Source organism: Cupriavidus sp. AU9028, assembly GCF_019795295.1.
Taxonomy (GTDB): Bacteria; Pseudomonadota; Gammaproteobacteria; order Burkholderiales; family Burkholderiaceae; genus Cupriavidus.
Genome location: NZ_JAIMCG010000017.1, coordinates 95,171 through 112,584 on the forward strand (window position 1 = coordinate 95,171; position 17,414 = coordinate 112,584).

The 17,414-nt window shown below is 66.2% G+C and carries 12 protein-coding genes; 10 read left to right on the plus strand and 2 right to left on the minus strand.

Features of this window, described 5'->3' with window-relative positions:
- Nucleotides 1-5 precede the first annotated feature (5 nt).
- Both glnL and ntrC read left to right on the plus strand, forming a co-directional pair.
- Nucleotides 6-1,145: a nitrogen regulation protein NR(II) gene (glnL, locus tag K6V06_RS17495; protein WP_222245402.1), complete on the plus strand. Its 1,140-nt coding sequence runs from the start codon at nt 6-8 to the stop codon at nt 1,143-1,145.
- A 71-nt stretch (nt 1,146-1,216) separates the two neighbouring features.
- Nucleotides 1,217-2,995, plus strand: coding sequence for a nitrogen regulation protein NR(I) (ntrC, locus tag K6V06_RS17500; RefSeq protein ID WP_255581922.1), 1,779 nt, complete (start codon nt 1,217-1,219; stop codon nt 2,993-2,995).
- A gap of 45 nt (nt 2,996-3,040) precedes the next feature.
- Here ntrC and K6V06_RS17510 read toward each other — a convergent pair whose 3' ends face one another.
- Nucleotides 3,041-4,291: an Hsp70 family protein gene (locus tag K6V06_RS17510; protein ID WP_222245403.1), complete on the minus strand. Its 1,251-nt coding sequence runs from the start codon at nt 4,289-4,291 to the stop codon at nt 3,041-3,043.
- 103 nt (nt 4,292-4,394) lie between these two features.
- On the minus strand, nt 4,395-5,189 hold the full coding sequence (locus K6V06_RS17515; protein WP_222245404.1) for an HAD-IIB family hydrolase: 795 nt from the start codon (nt 5,187-5,189) through the stop codon (nt 4,395-4,397).
- Between the two features lie 194 nt (nt 5,190-5,383).
- Between K6V06_RS17515 and ugpB the strand changes: the two genes are divergently transcribed.
- From ugpB to lpdA, 8 genes are all read left to right on the plus strand, one after another.
- A complete protein-coding gene (ugpB, locus tag K6V06_RS17520) occupies nt 5,384-6,709 on the plus strand; it encodes a sn-glycerol-3-phosphate ABC transporter substrate-binding protein UgpB (protein ID WP_222245405.1) in 1,326 nt (441 codons plus the stop codon).
- Nucleotides 6,710-6,817: 108 nt separating this feature from the next.
- On the plus strand, nt 6,818-7,699 hold the full coding sequence (ugpA, locus tag K6V06_RS17525) for a sn-glycerol-3-phosphate ABC transporter permease UgpA (RefSeq protein WP_222245406.1): 882 nt from the start codon (nt 6,818-6,820) through the stop codon (nt 7,697-7,699).
- An 87-nt stretch (nt 7,700-7,786) separates the two neighbouring features.
- Nucleotides 7,787-8,635 (plus strand): sn-glycerol-3-phosphate ABC transporter permease UgpE, encoded by an 849-nt coding sequence (gene ugpE, locus K6V06_RS17530; protein WP_222245407.1) that lies wholly within the window; start codon nt 7,787-7,789, stop codon nt 8,633-8,635.
- A gap of 228 nt (nt 8,636-8,863) precedes the next feature.
- Entirely contained in the window at nt 8,864-9,976 is a 1,113-nt protein-coding gene (locus tag K6V06_RS17535) for a sn-glycerol-3-phosphate import ATP-binding protein UgpC (protein WP_222245408.1), read from the plus strand.
- Nucleotides 9,977-10,221: 245 nt separating this feature from the next.
- Nucleotides 10,222-10,992, plus strand: coding sequence for a glycerophosphodiester phosphodiesterase (gene ugpQ / locus K6V06_RS17540; RefSeq protein WP_222245409.1), 771 nt, complete (start codon nt 10,222-10,224; stop codon nt 10,990-10,992).
- Between the two features lie 370 nt (nt 10,993-11,362).
- A complete protein-coding gene (locus tag K6V06_RS17545) occupies nt 11,363-14,215 on the plus strand; it encodes a 2-oxoglutarate dehydrogenase E1 component (RefSeq protein WP_222245410.1) in 2,853 nt (950 codons plus the stop codon).
- Nucleotides 14,216-14,311: 96 nt separating this feature from the next.
- On the plus strand, nt 14,312-15,550 hold the full coding sequence (gene odhB / locus K6V06_RS17550) for a 2-oxoglutarate dehydrogenase complex dihydrolipoyllysine-residue succinyltransferase (RefSeq protein WP_222245411.1): 1,239 nt from the start codon (nt 14,312-14,314) through the stop codon (nt 15,548-15,550).
- A gap of 159 nt (nt 15,551-15,709) precedes the next feature.
- The gene (gene lpdA / locus K6V06_RS17555) at nt 15,710-17,146 is read left to right on the plus strand and encodes a dihydrolipoyl dehydrogenase (RefSeq protein WP_222245412.1); all 1,437 of its coding nucleotides are present in this window, start codon (nt 15,710-15,712) and stop codon (nt 17,144-17,146) included.
- Nucleotides 17,147-17,414 lie beyond the last annotated feature (268 nt).

Here is a 17,414-nt window from a genome sequence, read left to right on the forward strand (position 1 = left end):
GCAGCATGCGTCGGCTTATTCGCAGCGTTTCTCGCAAGGTAGGAGGCGCGGACCGCAACCCGGCCGGCGACGAGGTCGGCGTCAACATCGCGCCGTTCTGCCCGGGCCTGGACATGATGCCGAACCCGGTGCTGCTGGTGCGCCAGCCCGGCATGCGGGTGGTGTTCGCCAACCCGGCGGCGGAAGCCAGCTTCGGGCTGTCGCGCAAGACGATGCAGGAGCAGTCGCTGGACCAGCTGTTCAGCGGCGCCGAGGAACTGGACGGCATGATCGACTCGGTACTGACGCGCCATGTCGATGCGCGGCGCCAGGATGTGGTGCTGCAGCCGGCGCAGCGCGAGCCGATGCACGCGCATGTGGTGATCGGCAGTATCGATGGCGTGCCCGGCGTGGCGCTGGTCGAGGTGTTGCCCAACGAGCAGAAGGTGCGCAGCGAGCGCGAGGAGCGGATCCTCGACCTGACCTCGGCCAACAAGGAGCTGATCCGCAATCTCGCGCACGAGATCAAGAACCCGCTGGGCGGCATCCGTGGCGCCGCCCAGCTGCTCGAATTCGAATTGCCCGAGCGCGGGCTGCGCGAGTACACGCAGGTCATCATCAAGGAGTCGGACCGGCTGCAGACGCTGGTGGACCGGCTGCTGGAGCCGCACCGTCATCCGCATATCGTCGGCGAGCTGAATATCCACGAGGTGCTGGAGCGCGTGCGCTCGGTGGTGCTGGCCGAGTTTCCGAGCGGCCTCGAGATCGTGCGGGACTATGACGCGAGCCTGCCGGAGCTGTGCGGGGACATGGAGCAGCTGATCCAGGCGGTGCTCAACATCGTCCATAACGCGGCGCAGGCATTGTCCGAGCGAATCGCCCGCGGCGATGCGCAGATCGTACTCAGAACGCGCGTCGCACGGCAGGTCACGATCGCGAAAAAACTGGTCAAGCTGGCATTGGACTTGCATGTGATCGACAACGGTCCGGGAATCCCCGAGGACATCCGCGAACGCATCTTTTACCCCCTTGTTTCAGGGCGCGATGGCGGTAGCGGACTCGGTCTCACACTCGCGCAAACCTTCGTGCAGCAGCATGAGGGCTTGATCGAATGCGAGAGCCGGCCGGGCTGCACCGACTTCCGCATCCTGCTTCCACTGCGCTAACGCCTGACCCGCGCGCGACGGATCGCGGCCCAACGAATCACCGAGCATCAACGAGCAGACAAGCGACGCACATGAAGCCGATCTGGATAGTCGACGACGATCAATCAATCCGCTGGGTCCTCGAAAAGGCCCTCGCACGCGAAAGCCTGCTGTCGCGCAGCTTCACCAATGTGCGGGACGTGCTGGCCGCGCTGGAGGATGACGAGCCGCAGGTGTTGATCTCCGATATCCGCATGCCCGGCGGCTCCGGCCTCGATCTGCTGCAGGCGATCAAGGCGCGCCATCCCGGCCTGCCGGTGATCGTGATGACGGCGTACTCCGATCTGGACAGTGCGGTGGCGGCGTTCCAGGGCGGCGCATTCGAATACCTGGCCAAGCCGTTCGACGTGGACAAGGCCGTCGAGCTGATCCGCCGCGCGCTCGAAGAGAGCCTGCGCGAGGAGGAGCTCGACGACCGGCTGCTCGATGCGCCGGAGATTCTCGGCCAGGCGCCGGCGATGCAGGACGTGTTCCGCGCGATCGGGCGGCTGTCGCAATCGAACGTGACGGTGCTGATCACCGGCGAGTCGGGCACCGGCAAGGAGCTGGTGGCGCGGGCCCTGCACAAGCACAGTCCGCGGGCGAGCGGCCCCTTCATCGCGCTGAACACCGCGGCGATTCCCAAGGACCTGCTGGAATCGGAGCTGTTCGGCCACGAGCGCGGCGCCTTCACCGGCGCGCAGACCATGCGGCGCGGCCGCTTCGAACAGGCCGAGGGCGGCACGCTGTTCCTCGACGAAATCGGCGACATGCCATTCGACCTGCAGACGCGCCTGCTGCGCGTGCTGTCCGACGGCAACTTCTATCGGGTGGGCGGACACAGTCCGCTGCGCGCCAATGTGCGCGTCATCGCGGCGACCCACCAGAACCTGGAGACGCGGGTAAAGGACGGGCTGTTCCGCGAGGACTTGTTCCACCGGCTCAACGTGATCCGGCTGCGGCTGCCGTCGCTGCGCGAACGGCCGGAAGACATCACGCTGCTGGCGCGCCATTTCCTGCAGAAGAGCGCAAAGGAACTGGGCGTCGAGCCCAAGCGCATGTCCGACGAAGCGCTGTCTTATGTCAGCACGCTGCCGTTTCCAGGCAACGTGCGGCAGCTGGAAAACCTGTGCAACTGGCTGACCGTGATGGCGCCCGCGCAGACCATCGAGGTCAAGGATCTGCCGCGCGAGATGATCGGCGGCATGGCGGTGCCCCCGGCGGGGCAGGGTCTGGCCGGCATGGCGCCGGGCAACGCCGGTGCACGGGCATTCGAGCGCGACACCGCGATGGCGGAGGAGGGCGGCAATGCAGCCGCCGGCTTCTCCGGCGGCAGCGTGTTCGGCAGCGGGTTTGCAGGCGGCGCGGAGCCGGATGCGCCAGGCGGCGAGCGCGCGAGCGAGGCAGGAGCCAGCGGATTCATGGCACGCCCGGCCGGTGCGCCGTTCGGCGGCATGGCGGGTCTTGGCGGCGGCTCGGCCGGGCCGGCACCGAACGGTAGCCTTGCCGGCGGGGCCGGCTTCGCTGCGACAGCCGCTGGGGGGCTTGGCGGCATGGGCGCCGGCATGGGCGCTGGCATGGGCGCCGGCATGGGCGCAAGCAGTGCGGCAGCGCCATCGCCCGGCTGGGAAAGCCTGCTGGCCGGCGAAGCCCGCGCCATGCTGGAAGCGGGGCAGCCGGAGGTGATGGACGCGTTGACGCGGCGCTTCGAAAAGGCGGTGCTGGAAGCCGCGCTGGGCGTGACCCGCGGTCGGCGGGTCGAGGCGGCGACGCGGCTTGGCATCGGCCGCAACACCATCACCCGCAAGCTGCAGGAGCTGGGCTTCGATTGACGGCGCCTGGCGCGCTTGCCCTGCGCGAGCGGCGCGGGCAGCGGCTCATCCGAACTTGCGCCGCGCGTCCAGGGCCAGACCGGAGCCGATGCCGCCGAAGCGGTCGCCCTCGACCTTGCGCGCCGCCGGCAGCAGCGCCGACAGGCGCTCGCGCAGCACCGGCACGCCGCTGGAGCCGCCGGTAAACAACACCGTATCGACGCGCTCGGCTGCCACGCCGGCGTCCGCCAACAGTGCGCGCACCGCGGCTTCGATGCGAGCGACGGGCTTTTCCACCGCGGCGTCGAACGCGGGACGGGACACCGTCAACGTCTGGCCCGGCGCGATGCGGTCCATCGCCATTTCCGTCACCTCGCTCGAGGACAGCGCGATCTTCGCCTCTTCCACCTGCATCGCCAGCCAATGCCCGCTGCGGTCGTCGATCAGCCGCAACAGCCGGTCCAGCGGAGCCGTGTCGGCCGCGTCGCGATAGTTGTCCATCACGTGGGCGCGCGCCTTCCGAGTGTAGATGCGATTGATGGTGTGCCAGGCCGCCAGATCGAAGTAGTAGCCCGACGGCATCGGCTTGCCGTTGCGCAGCGTGCCGCCCAGGCCAAGCCACGGCATCGCGGTGGCCAGGCTCAGCTGCTGGTCGAAATCCGTGCCGCCGAGATGGACGCCGCCGTTGGCCAGAATGTCGTCGCGGCGGTCGGCGCGATTCGCACGGTCGGGGGAGAGGCGCACCAGCGAGAAGTCCGAGGTGCCGCCGCCGATATCGGCCACCAGTACCAGCGCCTCCGCCGTCATCGTCGCCTCGTAGTTGAACGCGGCCGCGATCGGTTCGAACTGGAATTCGATCTCGGCAAAGCCGGCGGCTCGCGCGATCTCGCCCAGGGTGTCCTCGGCCAGCCGGTCCGCGGCCGGGTCGTCGTCGATGAAATGGACAGGCCGGCCCAGCACCGCGCGGTCGAAGGTCACGCCCGCGGCCGCTTCCGCGCGTCGCTTCAGTTCACCGATGAAGTGGGCAAGCAGGTCGCGAAATGGCACCGGCCGGCCCATCAGCTCGGTACTTTCCTCGATCATCGACGTGCCCAGCACGCTCTTGAGCGAACGCATCATCCGCCCTTCGTAACCGGCCAGATAGTCGGCCAGCGCCGCGCGGCCGTAGCGGATCAGCGGTTCCTCGGCGTGGAAGAACAGCACCGATGGCAGCGAGTCGCGCCCGTCTTCGAGCGGCAGCAGGGTGGGCTGGCCGGGCCGCAGCCAGCCGACGGTGGAATTGGAGGTGCCGAAATCGAGGCCGCAGGCGTGAGGCATGGGAGTTCCCGGCATGGCCGGTCAGTCGGAAAAGCCGCGCATGATAGCAAGCCGCGGCGACGGCGTAGCGACATCCCGCCGCCAGCCGCGGCGGCGAGTCCGGTCAGCCGTGGCGGGCGGCCAGCAGCAGGGCGGCCATCTCGGCGAAGCCTTCGCCGCCCGCGGCGTCGGTGACGTAGGCTGGCGCATGCGGCAGCTCGTGCAGCACCTCGCGCACGTTCGCCACGCCGACCGACAGCGGGAAGTGCTCGAACATGGCCGCATCGTTGGCCGAGTCGCCAATGAACAGCCACTCTTCCTTGTTCGCGTCCACATCGTCGCCCAGCAGTTCCGCGACGCACAGCCGGCTCATGCTCAGCTTGTCGTGCCTGCCGAACCAGCCGTTGACGTGGATCGAGCTGACCGTGGCGGTCATGCCGGCCTCACGCATCATCAGGGCGATGCGCTCGACCGCCGCCGGCGGCAGCGGCGCGACATCCTCGGCATGGTCGACGGCCAGGTCGGCCGCATGCCAGTGCTGGTCGGAGGCCAGCGCGCAGCCGGGCACCTCGCGCAGGATGCGCGCGCCCAGTTCGGCGATCCGCTCCAGGTTGCGGCGCCGCGTGGCCTCGTCGTCCAGGTAGCGGGTATGCAGACGGCCCTCGCGCAGATGGGAGTAGAACGCGCCGTTCTCCCCGATGATCGCGTCCACCGGCCAGAGCCGGGTCAGGATCTCCGCCCAGGCGATGCAGCGGCCGGTGACCGGAATCACGTGCAGTCCCGCCCGGCGCAGCGCGTCGATCGCCGAGTAGGTGGCAGCGGGCAGGCGTCCGCCGGTGGTCAGCGTGCCGTCGATATCGGTCAGGACGCCGCGTACCCGGCGCAGGGAAGAAGGGTCTAGGGTATGGATCGGTTGCATGGCGGCGCATTGTACCGGGCACCGGATTAGAGGATGTCATCAAATCGTCACGAAAGGAAATCGTAAGGTTCCATTGGTACAAACGCGCCTTTTGCGTGACGGGTACGGAGGAGTAACATCCGACTGTCATAAAAAATGCATAAATTCGGCCTCGGAATTCCGACCCGAAGATAGCGAAAAAAGGAGAGCCGTCGATGTCCATTCCTCGTACCACGAAGCTGGCCGCCGCAATTGCCGCTGCCGCAGCCCTGTGCGGCGCCGGCACCGCGCATGCCGCCGTCGAGATCCAGTGGTGGCACGCCATGCAAGGCGCGCTGAACGACAAGGTGAACGAGATCGCCAACAAGTTCAACGCCAGCCAGTCCGACTACAAGATCGTGCCGGTCAACAAGGGCAACTACGACGAGACCATGGCGGCGGGCATTGCGGCCTTCCGTGCCGGTGGCGCGCCGGCCATCCTGCAGGTCTTCGAAGTCGGCACCGCGACCATGATGAGCGCCAAGGGCGCGATCAAGCCGGTATCCACGGTGATGAAGGAAGCGGGCGAGAAGTTTGACCAGAGCGTCTATATCCCCGCGGTCGCCGGCTACTACACCTCGGCTAGCGGCGAGATGCTGTCGTTCCCGTTCAACAGCTCGACCACGGTGTTCTATTACAACAAGGACGCCTTCAAGAAGGCCGGTCTCGATCCGGAAAAGCCGCCCAAGACCTGGCCGGAAGTGATGCAGTACTCCGCCAAGATCAAGGCCTCCGGCGGCAACTGCGCCTACACCACCGACTGGCAGGGCTGGGTCCATCTGGAGAGCTTCTCGGCGTGGCACAACACGCTGTATTCGAGCAAGAACAATGGCTTCGGCGGCACCGATACGCGCCTGCTGTTCAACAGCCCGCTGCATGTCAAGCACATCGGCAACCTGCAGGACATGGTGAAGAAGGGTTACTTCAGCTACGGCGGCCGCAAGGCGGAGTCGGGTGCCAAGTTCTATAACGGCGAATGCGCGATGTTCACCGGCTCGTCGGCGACGCTGGCCAACGTGCGCAAGAACGCCAAGTTCGCCTATGCCGTGGCGCAGCTGCCGTACTACCCGGACGTGCAGGGCGCTCCGCAGAACACCATCATCGGCGGCGCCTCGCTGTGGGTGATGAGCGGTCGCAAGGCCGACGAGTACAAGGGCGTGGCCAAGTTCTTCAGCTACCTGTCGCGCCCCGAAGTTCAGGCCGACTGGCACCAGGCCACCGGCTACCTGCCGGTGACGACGGCAGCCTACGAGCTGACGAAGAAGTCCGGTTTCTATGAGAAGAACCCGGGCGCCGACGTGTCGGTGCAGCAGATGGTCGTGAAGACCACCGACAAGTCGCGCGGCGTGCGTCTGGGCAACATGGTCCAGGTCCGTACCGTGGTCGACGAAGAGCTGGAAGCCGTCTGGGCCGGCAAGAAGGAGCCCAAGGAAGCGCTCGATACCGCGGTCAAGCGCGGCAACGAGCTGCTGGAACGCTTCCAGCGCACCGCGCGCCAGTAAGGCCGCCGGCCGCTGCCACATCCTGCCCGTCGCTGCGGGCAAGGCTGACGGCAGCGGCCTTATCCCATCTTACGGGGCCGGCTTCCGGCCCCTCAGTTTTCACCTCGCATGGAAAAACGGGTCGTCTTTCGCTCGCCCTGGCTGCCGTATCTGCTGGTCGCGCCGCAGATCGCAATCACGCTGGTCTTTTTCTTCTGGCCCGCCGGCCAGGCGCTGTACCAGTCCGTCCTGCAGCAGGACGCCTTCGGCATCAGCCTCGAATACGTCGGCGCCGCCAACTTCGAGATGCTGTGGAACGACCCGAACTATCTGGAGTCGTTCCGCATCACCGCGGTCTTTGCCGCCGGCGTGGCGCTGGTCGGCATGTCGTTCGCGCTGCTGCTCGCCTATTTCGCCGATCGCGCCCTGCGCGCGGCGACCGCCTACAAGACGCTGCTGATCTGGCCGTACGCGGTCGCGCCCGCGGTGGCCGGCGTGCTGTGGATGTTCCTGTTCAATCCGACGCTGGGCATCGTCTCGTACGGTCTGCATGCGCTGGGCGTCGACTGGAACTTCCTGCTCAATGGCAACCAGGCGATGCTGCTGGTGGTCATTGCCGCCGCGTGGAAGCAGGTCAGCTACAACTTCCTGTTCTTCCTCGCCGGGCTGCAGAGCATTCCGCGCTCGCTGATCGAGGCCGCCGCCATCGACGGGGCAGGGCCGTGGCGCCGCTTCTGGTCGATCGTGTTTCCGCTGCTGTCGCCGACCACGTTCTTCCTGATGGTGATCAATATCGTCTATGCCTTCTTCGATACGTTCGCCATCATCGACGCGGTGACGCACGGCGGTCCGTTCAATTCGACCAACACGCTGGTCTACAAGGTGTTCCACGACGGCTTCCGCGGCATGGACATCGGCGGTTCCGCCGCGCAGTCCGTGGTGCTGATGGGCATCGTGATCCTGCTGACCGTGGTGCAGTTCCGCTACGTCGAGCGCAAGGTGCAGTACTGAAATCCGGCGCGCCTTCCCCGCGGGAAGGGCGCGCCGCTGCCGGCTCGCCGGCGAACGACTATTCCGCGAATTTCTGGCATCCCTGACATGGTAGAACGCCGTCCCTTCCTGGACTTCCTCACGCATCTGGTGCTGATCGTCGGCATCCTGATCGTGGCCTTTCCGGTCTACGTGACCTTCGTCGCCTCGACGCTGACGGCCGAAGAGGTGCTCGATGCGCCGATGACGCTGATTCCGGGCGCGCACTTCCTGGAGAACTACCGCACGGTGCTGTTCTCCGGCGTGGGCGTGGCCGCCTCGCCGGTGTCGACCATGATGATGAACAGCATGGTGATGGCGCTGGGTATCGCGCTGGGCAAGATCGCCATCTCGATCATCTCCGCCTTCGCCGTGGTGTACTTCAAGTTCCCGCTGCGCAAGACCTTCTTCTGGATGATCTTCATCACGCTGATGCTGCCGGTGGAAGTGCGCATCCTGCCGACCTACGAGGTGGTGTCGGACCTGGGCATGCTCGACAGCTATGTGGGCCTGACCGTGCCGCTGATCGCGTCGGCGACGGCGACCTTCCTGTTCCGGCAGTTCTTCCTGACGATTCCCGACGAGCTGGCCGAGGCGGCCCGCATCGACGGCGCGAGCCCGATGCGCTTCTTCGTCGACGTGGTGCTGCCGCTGTCCAAGACCAGCATCGCGGCGCTGTTCGTCATCCAGTTCATCTACGGCTGGAACCAGTACCTGTGGCCGCTGCTGATCACGACGCAGAAGTCGATGACGCCGGTGGTGGTGGGCGTGACGCAGATGATCTCGCGCTCCGGCGACGCTGCCACCGAATGGAACCTGGTCATGGCAACCGTGATGCTGGCGATGATCCCGCCGGCGGTGGTGGTGCTGCTGATGCAGAAGTGGTTCGTCAAGGGGCTGGTGGAGACGGAGAAGTAGGGCGTTTTTTTCGGGGGGGCTCGGGTCAATTGCCCTCTCCCCCAACCCCTCTCCCGCTGGGCGGGAGAGGGGAGCAATCCACCAGCATCCCGATTCCCGTCGGTGTGCTCCCCTCGCCCGCTTGCGGGAGAGGGGCCGGGGGAGAGGGCAGTGGACCACCGCCGCCCCCGGCACCAAACAGACAATCGCATTGAACCCGGGCCCAACCGGCCCCAGAAGACAACAACGATGGCAAAACTGTCGCTCAGGAACGTACAGAAGACCTACGCGGGCAACGTCACCGCGGTGCACGGCATCGACATGGAAATCGCCGACGGCGAATTTATCGTGATTGTCGGTCCGTCGGGATGCGGCAAATCGACGCTGCTGCGGATGGTTGCCGGACTCGAAACCATCAGTGGCGGCGAAGTCCATATCGGCGACCGGGTGGTCAACCAGCTGGAACCGGCCGAGCGCGATATCGCGATGGTGTTCCAGAACTACGCGCTGTACCCGCACATGAGCGTGTACGACAACATGGCCTACGGCCTGAAGATCCGCGGCATGGCCAAGGCCGAGATCGAGCAGCGCGTGCGGCACGCCGCGGGCATCCTCGAACTGGCGCCAATGCTGGAACGCAAGCCGCGCCAGCTCTCCGGCGGCCAGCGCCAGCGTGTGGCCATGGGCCGCGCCATCGTGCGCGAGCCGTCGGTGTTCCTGTTCGACGAGCCGCTGTCCAACCTGGACGCCAAGCTGCGCGTGCAGATGCGCCTGGAGCTGAAGGAGCTGCATCGCCGCTTGCGCACCACCAGCCTGTACGTGACCCACGACCAGGTCGAGGCCATGACGCTGGCCGACCGCATGATGGTGCTCAACGGCGGCCGCGTCGAGCAGATCGGCACGCCGCTGGAGGTGTACAGCCGGCCCGCCAGCACCTTCGTCGCCAGCTTCATCGGTTCGCCGCCGATGAACCTGATCCCGGTTACGCGTAACGACCTCGTTTCCAGCAACGCCGGCCCGCAGGCGCAGATGCGTGTGCTCGGCGCCGATGGGCAGCCGACCGACGCCACGCTGGGTCATTTGCCGATGGGCCTGCATCTGCCGGAGCAGGCGCTGCTGGGCCTGCGCCCCGAGCATGTCGAGCCCTGCGCGCCGGAAGACGCCATTGCCCATATCGATGTGCGCGTGGTGGAGGCGCTGGGCGCGGACTCCTACGCCTATGGCCTGCTCGGTGGCCAGCAGGTGGTGGCGCGGCTGGACGGCCATGCGCATGTCCGTGCCGGTGAGCGGCTGCCGGTGACGGCATCGGCCGATCATCTGCATTTCTTCGATCGCGAGACGGGCAAGCGTATCGAGGCTTGAGGCGCGCGATGCCCTCTCCCCCGACCCCTCTCCCGCAAGCGGGCGAGGGGAGAACACCGACCGGATCTGACACCCTGCCGGTTTGCTCCCCTCTCCCGCCCGGCGGGAGAGGGGCCGGGGGAGAGGGCACTCCGTCCGCAGCGAATGTCATGAGCCCGTCTTTCTCCCCTCTCCCGCCCGGCGGGAGAGGGGCCGGGGGAGAGGGCAATGCACCACCGACCTTCCCCATATCCGTCAAGCCACCCATGCCGACCGATACTCGTAACCTCCCCGCCTGGCCCTATCCCCGCACCATCGCCCATCGTGGCGCCGGCAAGCTGGCGCCGGAGAACACGCTGGCCGCAATGCGCCATGGCGCGAGCTTCGGCTACCGGATGTTCGAGTTCGACGTCAAGCTCTCCGGCGACGGGCGCGCGGTGCTGCTGCACGACGCCACGCTGGACCGCACCACCAGCGGGCGGGGCAGGGCCGATGCGCTGACCCTGGCGGAACTGGTATCGCTCGATGCGGGTTCCTGGCACGGACCGGCCTTCGCTGGCGAACCGGTGCCGACGCTGGCCGCCGTGGCGCGCTATCTGCGCGCCAACGATCTCCACGCCAACATCGAGATCAAGCCAGTGCCGGGCGCGGAAGCCCGTACGGGCGCCGCCGTGGCGCTGGACGCCTTGTCGCTGTGGGCGGACGCCAGCGTGCCGCCATTGCTGTCCTCGTTCTCCCAGGAAGCCCTGGCGGCGGCGCGCCGGGTCGCGCCCGCGCTGCCGCGCGCCTTGCTGCTGGACAAGCTGCCGCCGGACTGGCTGGACCGGCTGCGCCAGCTCGATTGCGTGGCGCTCGATGTCAATCACCGCGAACTCGATGAGAATGTGGTGAAAAAGGCTCACGAGTCCGGCTTTCGGGTCGCCTGCTACACCGTCAACGACCCCGAACGGGCGGCGCAGCTGCTGGCGTGGGGCGTCGATGGCGTGATCACCGACCTGGTTGACCGCATCCCTCCGGTCCCTGCCGACGGCAACTGAAGCCGGACCGAAACCGGCGCAAAACCGGTCCGGTCGCGCGCGAAAAGGCGTATCGAAAGGCCGCTGTAAGCAAGTGACGTAAAAAAGCCGCACTTTTGTGCCATGCCGGGGTTGGGCAGGGATGCCCGTGCATGCCAACGTCAAAAGAGGCTGGCCGTTTTCTCAAACGTGCTATTCTTACGCGCAGTGAAGACTTAGGTCCTTCCTCGCACAACTTGCCCCAACCGGCTTCTGTGTAACGGCACCGCAAGGTGCCGTTTGCTTAGTCGCCCTTCTGAGTTGTTTGCAATCCGCTAACCGGTCAAGCCGTGTCGCGGAAGGTTGATAAACCCGCTTAACTCCGGCAGACCCGGAGAATAGTGAGCGCCCCATGATGCAGCAGTATCAGAGCAATTCGTACCTCTTCGGCGGCAATGCGCCTTATGTCGAAGAACTGTACGAGGCTTATCTCCAGAATCCCACCTCCGTCCCGGACAACTGGCGCGCGTATTTCGACGCGATGCAGCACGTCCCCGCAGTCGACGGCACCAATTCCCGCGATATTCCCCACGCCCCGATCGTCGCTTCGTTCGCCGAACGCGCCAAGCAGGGCCCGATCAAGACCATCGTCGCTTCCGCCGACGTGGACATGGGCCGCAAGCGTGTCGCCGCGACCCAGCTGATCGCCGCGTATCGCAATATCGGTTCGCACTGGGCCGACCTCGATCCGCTCAAGCGCCAGGAGCGTCCGCCCCTGCCGGATCTGGATCCGGCCTTCTACGGCTTCTCGGAAGCAGACCTGGACATCGTCTTCAATGCCAGCAATACGTATTTCGGCAAGGAGTCGATGAGCCTGCGCGAGCTGCTGCAGAATCTGCGCGAGACGTATTGCAGCAGCATCGGCGCCGAGTTCATGTATATCAGCGACCAGGCGCAAAAGCGCTGGTGGCAGGAACGCCTGGAATCGACCCGCGCCCGCCCGGTCTTCACCGCCGAGAAGAAGAAGCACATCCTCGAGCGCCTGACCGCCGCCGAAGGCCTGGAGCGTTTCCTCCATACCAAGTACGTCGGCCAGAAGCGCTTCTCGCTGGAAGGCGGCGAGAGCTTCATCGCCGCGATGGACGAACTGATCCAGCATGCCGGCAGCAAGGGCGTGCAGGAAATCGTCATCGGCATGGCCCACCGTGGCCGCCTGAACGTGCTGGTCAACACGCTGGGCAAGATGCCGGCGGACCTGTTCGCCGAATTCGAAGGCAAGCACGTCGATGACCTGCCGGCTGGCGATGTGAAGTACCACAAGGGCTTCTCCAGCGACGTGTCGACCCCGGGCGGTCCGGTCCACCTGTCGCTGGCGTTCAACCCGTCCCACCTCGAAATCGTCAACCCGGTGGTCGAGGGTTCGGCCAAGGCGCGTCAGGAGCGCCGCGGCGAGTCGGGCCATGCCGAAGTGCTGCCGGTGCAGGTGCACGGCGACGCGGCCTTCGCCGGCCAGGGCGTGGTGATGGAAACGCTGAACCTGGCGCAGACCCGCGGCTACGGTACCGGCGGCACGATGCACATCGTGATCAACAACCAGATCGGCTTCACCACCTCGGACCCGCGCGACGCCCGTTCGACGCTGTACTGTACCGACGTGGTCAAGATGATCGAGGCGCCGGTGCTGCACGTGAACGGCGACGATCCCGAGGCCGTGGTGTTCGCCATGCAGCTGGCGGTCGAGTACCGCATGGAATTCAAGAAGGATGTCGTGGTCGACATCATCTGCTTCCGCAAGCTGGGTCACAACGAGCAGGACACCCCGGCGGTCACGCAGCCGCTGATGTACAAGAAGATCGGCCAGCACCCCGGCACCCGCAAGGTCTACGCCGACAAGCTGGCGACCCAGAACGTCGTGCCGGCCGATTTCGGCGACGAGCTGGTCAAGCAGTACCGCGCCGCCATGGACGCGGGCAAGCATACGGTCGATCCGGTGCTGTCGAACTTCAAGAACAAGTTCGCGGTGGACTGGATGCCGTTCCTGAACCGCAAGTGGACCGACGCCGCCGACACCGCCGTGCCGGTGACCGAGCTGAAGCGCCTGGCCGAGCGGATCACCACCATCCCCGAGCACTTCAAGGTGCACCCGCTGGTCGAGCGCGTGATCAAGGATCGCGCCGCCATGGGCCGCGGCGACCAGCCGCTGGACTGGGGCATGGGTGAGCACCTGGCCTTCGCCTCGCTGGTGGCTTCGGGCTACCCGGTGCGTATCACCGGCCAGGACGCCGGCCGTGGCACCTTCACCCACCGCCACGCCGTGCTGCATGACCAGAACCGCGAGCGCTGGGATGCCGGCAGCTACGTGCCGCTGCAGAACGTCTCGGAAGGCCAGGCGCCGTTCACGGTGATCGACTCGGTGCTGTCGGAAGAGGCGGTGCTGGGCTTCGAATACGGCTACTCGACCGCCGAGCCGAACGCGCTGGTGATCTGGGAAGCCCAGTTCGGCGACTTCGTCAACGGTGCGCAGGTCGTGATCGACCAGTTCATCTCGTCGGGCGAAGTGAAGTGGGGTCGTGCCTCGGGCCTGACCATGATGCTGCCGCACGGCTACGAAGGCCAGGGTCCGGAGCACAGCTCGGCCCGCATCGAGCGCTTCCTGCAGCTTTGCGCCGACCACAACATGCAGGTCGTGCAGCCGACCACGCCGGCACAGATCTTCCACCTGCTGCGCCGCCAGATGATCCGGCTGTTCCGCAAGCCGCTGGTCATCATGACGCCGAAGTCGCTGCTGCGTAACAAGGATGCGGTCTCGCCGCTGTCCGACCTCGCCAACGGTCATTTCGAAACCGTGATCGGCGAGAAGGAAGAGCTGAACGCCGCGAAGGTCAAGCGCGTGATCATGTGCTCGGGCAAGGTCTACTACGACCTCGTGGCGACCCGCCGCGAGCGCGGCCTGACCGACGTCGCCATCGTGCGTCTGGAGCAGCTGTACCCGTTCCCGCACAAGGCGCTCGCCGCCGAGCTGAAGAAGTACCCGGCCGCCACCGAGATCGTGTGGTGCCAGGACGAGCCGCAGAACCAGGGCGCCTGGTTCTTCGTCCAGCACTACATCATGGAGAACATGACCGAAGGGCAGAAGCTGGGCTACGCCGGCCGTCCTGCCTCGGCCTCGCCGGCAGTCGGTTACTACGCCAAGCACAACGAGCAGCAGAAGGCGCTGCTCGACGCGGCCTTCGCCAAGCTCAAGGGCTTCGTGCTGAACAAGTAAAGCCGAATGATCGCGGCATGCACCCGAGGGGGCATGCCGCGGTTTTTTCGAACGCATCCTCCCGAATACACGCAGATAACCGAGGAAACTCACACCATGGCCATTGTTGACGTCAAGGTTCCGCAGCTGTCCGAATCCGTCGCCGAAGCGACGATGCTCAACTGGAAGAAGAAGCCTGGCGAAGCCGTTGCCCAGGACGAAATCCTGATTGAAATCGAGACCGACAAGGTCGTGCTCGAAGTGCCCGCGCCGTCCGCCGGCGTGCTGTCGCAAATCATCAAGAACGACGGCGACACCGTGGTTGCCGACGAAATCATCGCCAAGATCGACACCGAAGCCGCCGCTGGCGCCGCTGCCCCGGCCGCTGCCGCGCCGGCTCCGGCCGCCGCCGCACCGGCTCCCGCTGCCGCAGCAGGCACGACCGGTGGCGTCGCGATGCCGTCGGCAGCCAAGCTGATGGCCGAAGGCGGCCTGTCGGCCGACCAGATCAGCGGCACCGGCAAGGACGGCCGCATCACCAAGGGCGACGTGCTGGCCGCCGGCTCGGCGCCGGCCGCCAAGGCCGCCGCACCCGCACCGGCCGCCAAGCCGGCGCTGCAGCAGGTTTCCGCACCGGTCGACACCGCGCTGGGTGACCGTCCGGAGCAGCGCGTGCCGATGAGCCGCCTGCGTGCCCGTATCGCGGAGCGTCTGCTGCAATCGCAGTCGACCAACGCCATCCTCACCACCTTCAACGAAGTCAACATGAAGCCGGTGATGGATCTGCGCAACAAGTACAAGGACCGCTTCGAGAAGGAGCACGGCGTCAAGCTGGGCTTCATGTCGTTCTTCGTCAAGGCCGCCGTCCACGCGCTGAAGAAGTACCCCATCCTCAACGCGTCGGTCGATGGCAACGACATCCTGTACCACGGCTACTTCGATATCGGTATCGCGGTCGGTTCGCCGCGCGGCCTGGTGGTGCCGATCCTGCGCAACGCCGACCAGATGAGCCTGGCCGACATCGAGAAGAAGATCGCCGAATACGGCGCCAAGGCCCGTGACGGCAAGCTGTCGCTGGAAGAGCTGTCGGGCGGCACCTTCTCGATCTCCAACGGTGGCGTGTTCGGTTCGATGCTGTCGACCCCGATCATCAACCCGCCGCAGTCGGCCATCCTGGGCGTGCACGCGACCAAGGACCGTCCGGTGGTGGAAGACGGCCAGATCGTCATCCGCCCGATCAACTTCCTGGCCATGTCCTACGACCACCGCATCATCGACGGCCGCGAAGCCGTGCTGGGCCTGGTGGCGATGAAGGAAGCGCTGGAAGATCCGGCCCGCCTGCTGCTGGACCTGTAATCTTCATCCGCGCGCGGCGCCCGCCGGTGCGGGCCGCGCTGCCGGAAGCCGCCGGGCCGGTCTTCGCGGACCGGCTGGCGACGCAACATCATGCCGCACGCCTGCCTGCCGCCTTCGAGCGCGGCGGGCGGGGGCGGGCGGCTCCAACGAGGAATTCCCATGAGCAAACAATTCGACGTGCTGGTGATCGGCGCGGGCCCCGGCGGCTATATCGCCGCCATCCGGGCAGGGCAACTCGGACTGAACGTGGCCTGCTGCGAAGGCAATGCCTACGATGATCCCAAGGGCGACGCACGCCTGGGCGGCACCTGCCTGAACGTCGGTTGCATCCCGTCCAAGGCACTGCTGGCCTCTTCGGAAGAGTTCGAGAACGTCCAGCACCACCTCGGCGACCACGGCATCACCGTGGGCGACGTCAAGGTCGATCTGGGCAAGATGCTCAAGCGCAAGGACGATATCGTCGGCAAGATGACCAAGGGCATCGAGTTCCTGTTCCGCAAGAACAAGGTCTCGCTGTTCAAGGGCTACGGCAAGTTCACCGGCAAGACCGCCGAGGGCTTCCAGGTCGAGATCGCCGGCAAGTCCGGCACCGAAACCATCGTCGCCAAGCAGGTCATCATCGCCACCGGTTCGAAGGCCCGCCATCTGCCCGGCATCCCGGTCGACAACAAGCTGGTCAACGATAACGAAGGCGCGCTGAAGTTCGACAGCGTGCCGAAGAAGCTTGGCGTGATCGGTGCCGGCGTGATCGGTCTGGAGCTGGGCTCGGTCTGGCGCCGCCTGGGTGCCGACGTCACCGTGCTCGAAGCGCTGCCGTCGTTCCTGGGCGCGGCCGACGAGGGCGTGGCCAAGGAAGCGCAGAAGCTGCTGACCAAGCAGGGCCTGAAGTTCAGCCTGGGCGTCAAGGTCAACGAAGTGAAGACCGGCGCGGACAACGTCACCGTCAGCTACACCGACAAGGATGGCAACGCGCAGACGCTGGAAGTGGATCGCCTGATCGTGTCGGTGGGCCGCGTGCCGAACACCGACAACCTGGGTCTGGACGCGGTCGGCCTGTCGACCGACGAGCGCGGCTTCATCGCCGTCGACGAGCACTGCGCCACCTCGGTGCCGGGCCTGTGGGCGATCGGCGACGTGGTGCGCGGTCCGATGCTGGCCCACAAGGCCGAGGACGAAGGCGTGGCGGTGGCCGAGCGCATTGTCGGCCAGAAGCCGCATATCGACTACAACTGCATTCCCTGGGTCATCTACACCTATCCGGAAATCGCCTGGGTGGGCAAGACCGAGCAGCAGCTCAAGGCCGAAGGCCGCGAGTACAAGTCGGGCCAGTTCCCGTTCGTGGCCAACGGCCGTGCGCTGGGCATGGGCGCCTCGGACGGCTTCGTCAAGATGCTGGCCGATGCGAAGACCGACGAAATCCTTGGCGTGCACGTGGTCGCCGCCAACGCGTCGGACCTGATCGCCGAAGCCGTGGTGGCGATGGAGTTCAAGGCCGCCAGCGAGGATATCGGCCGCGTCTGCCATCCGCACCCGTCGATGTCGGAAGTGATGCGCGAAGCCGCACTGGCGGTGGACAAGCGTCAGCTCAATATGTAAGCACGACGGTGTTCCCCCTCTCCCGCGTGCGGGAGAGGGCAGTCGACCGCCGGTTTTCCCCCTCTCCCGCTTGCGGGAGAGGGCCGGGGAGAGGGCAGTCGACCGCCGGTTTTCTCCCTCTCCCGCTTGCGGGAGAGGGCCGGGGAGAGCAACCGTCTTGCCGGTCAAGCGGAAAGAGCAGGATTCCAGGGGCAACGGTGCTTGGCCATGGCGTTGAGCATGCCAAGGACTTTTCGCATGGCTGCCACCAACGCCACCTTTTTGAGCT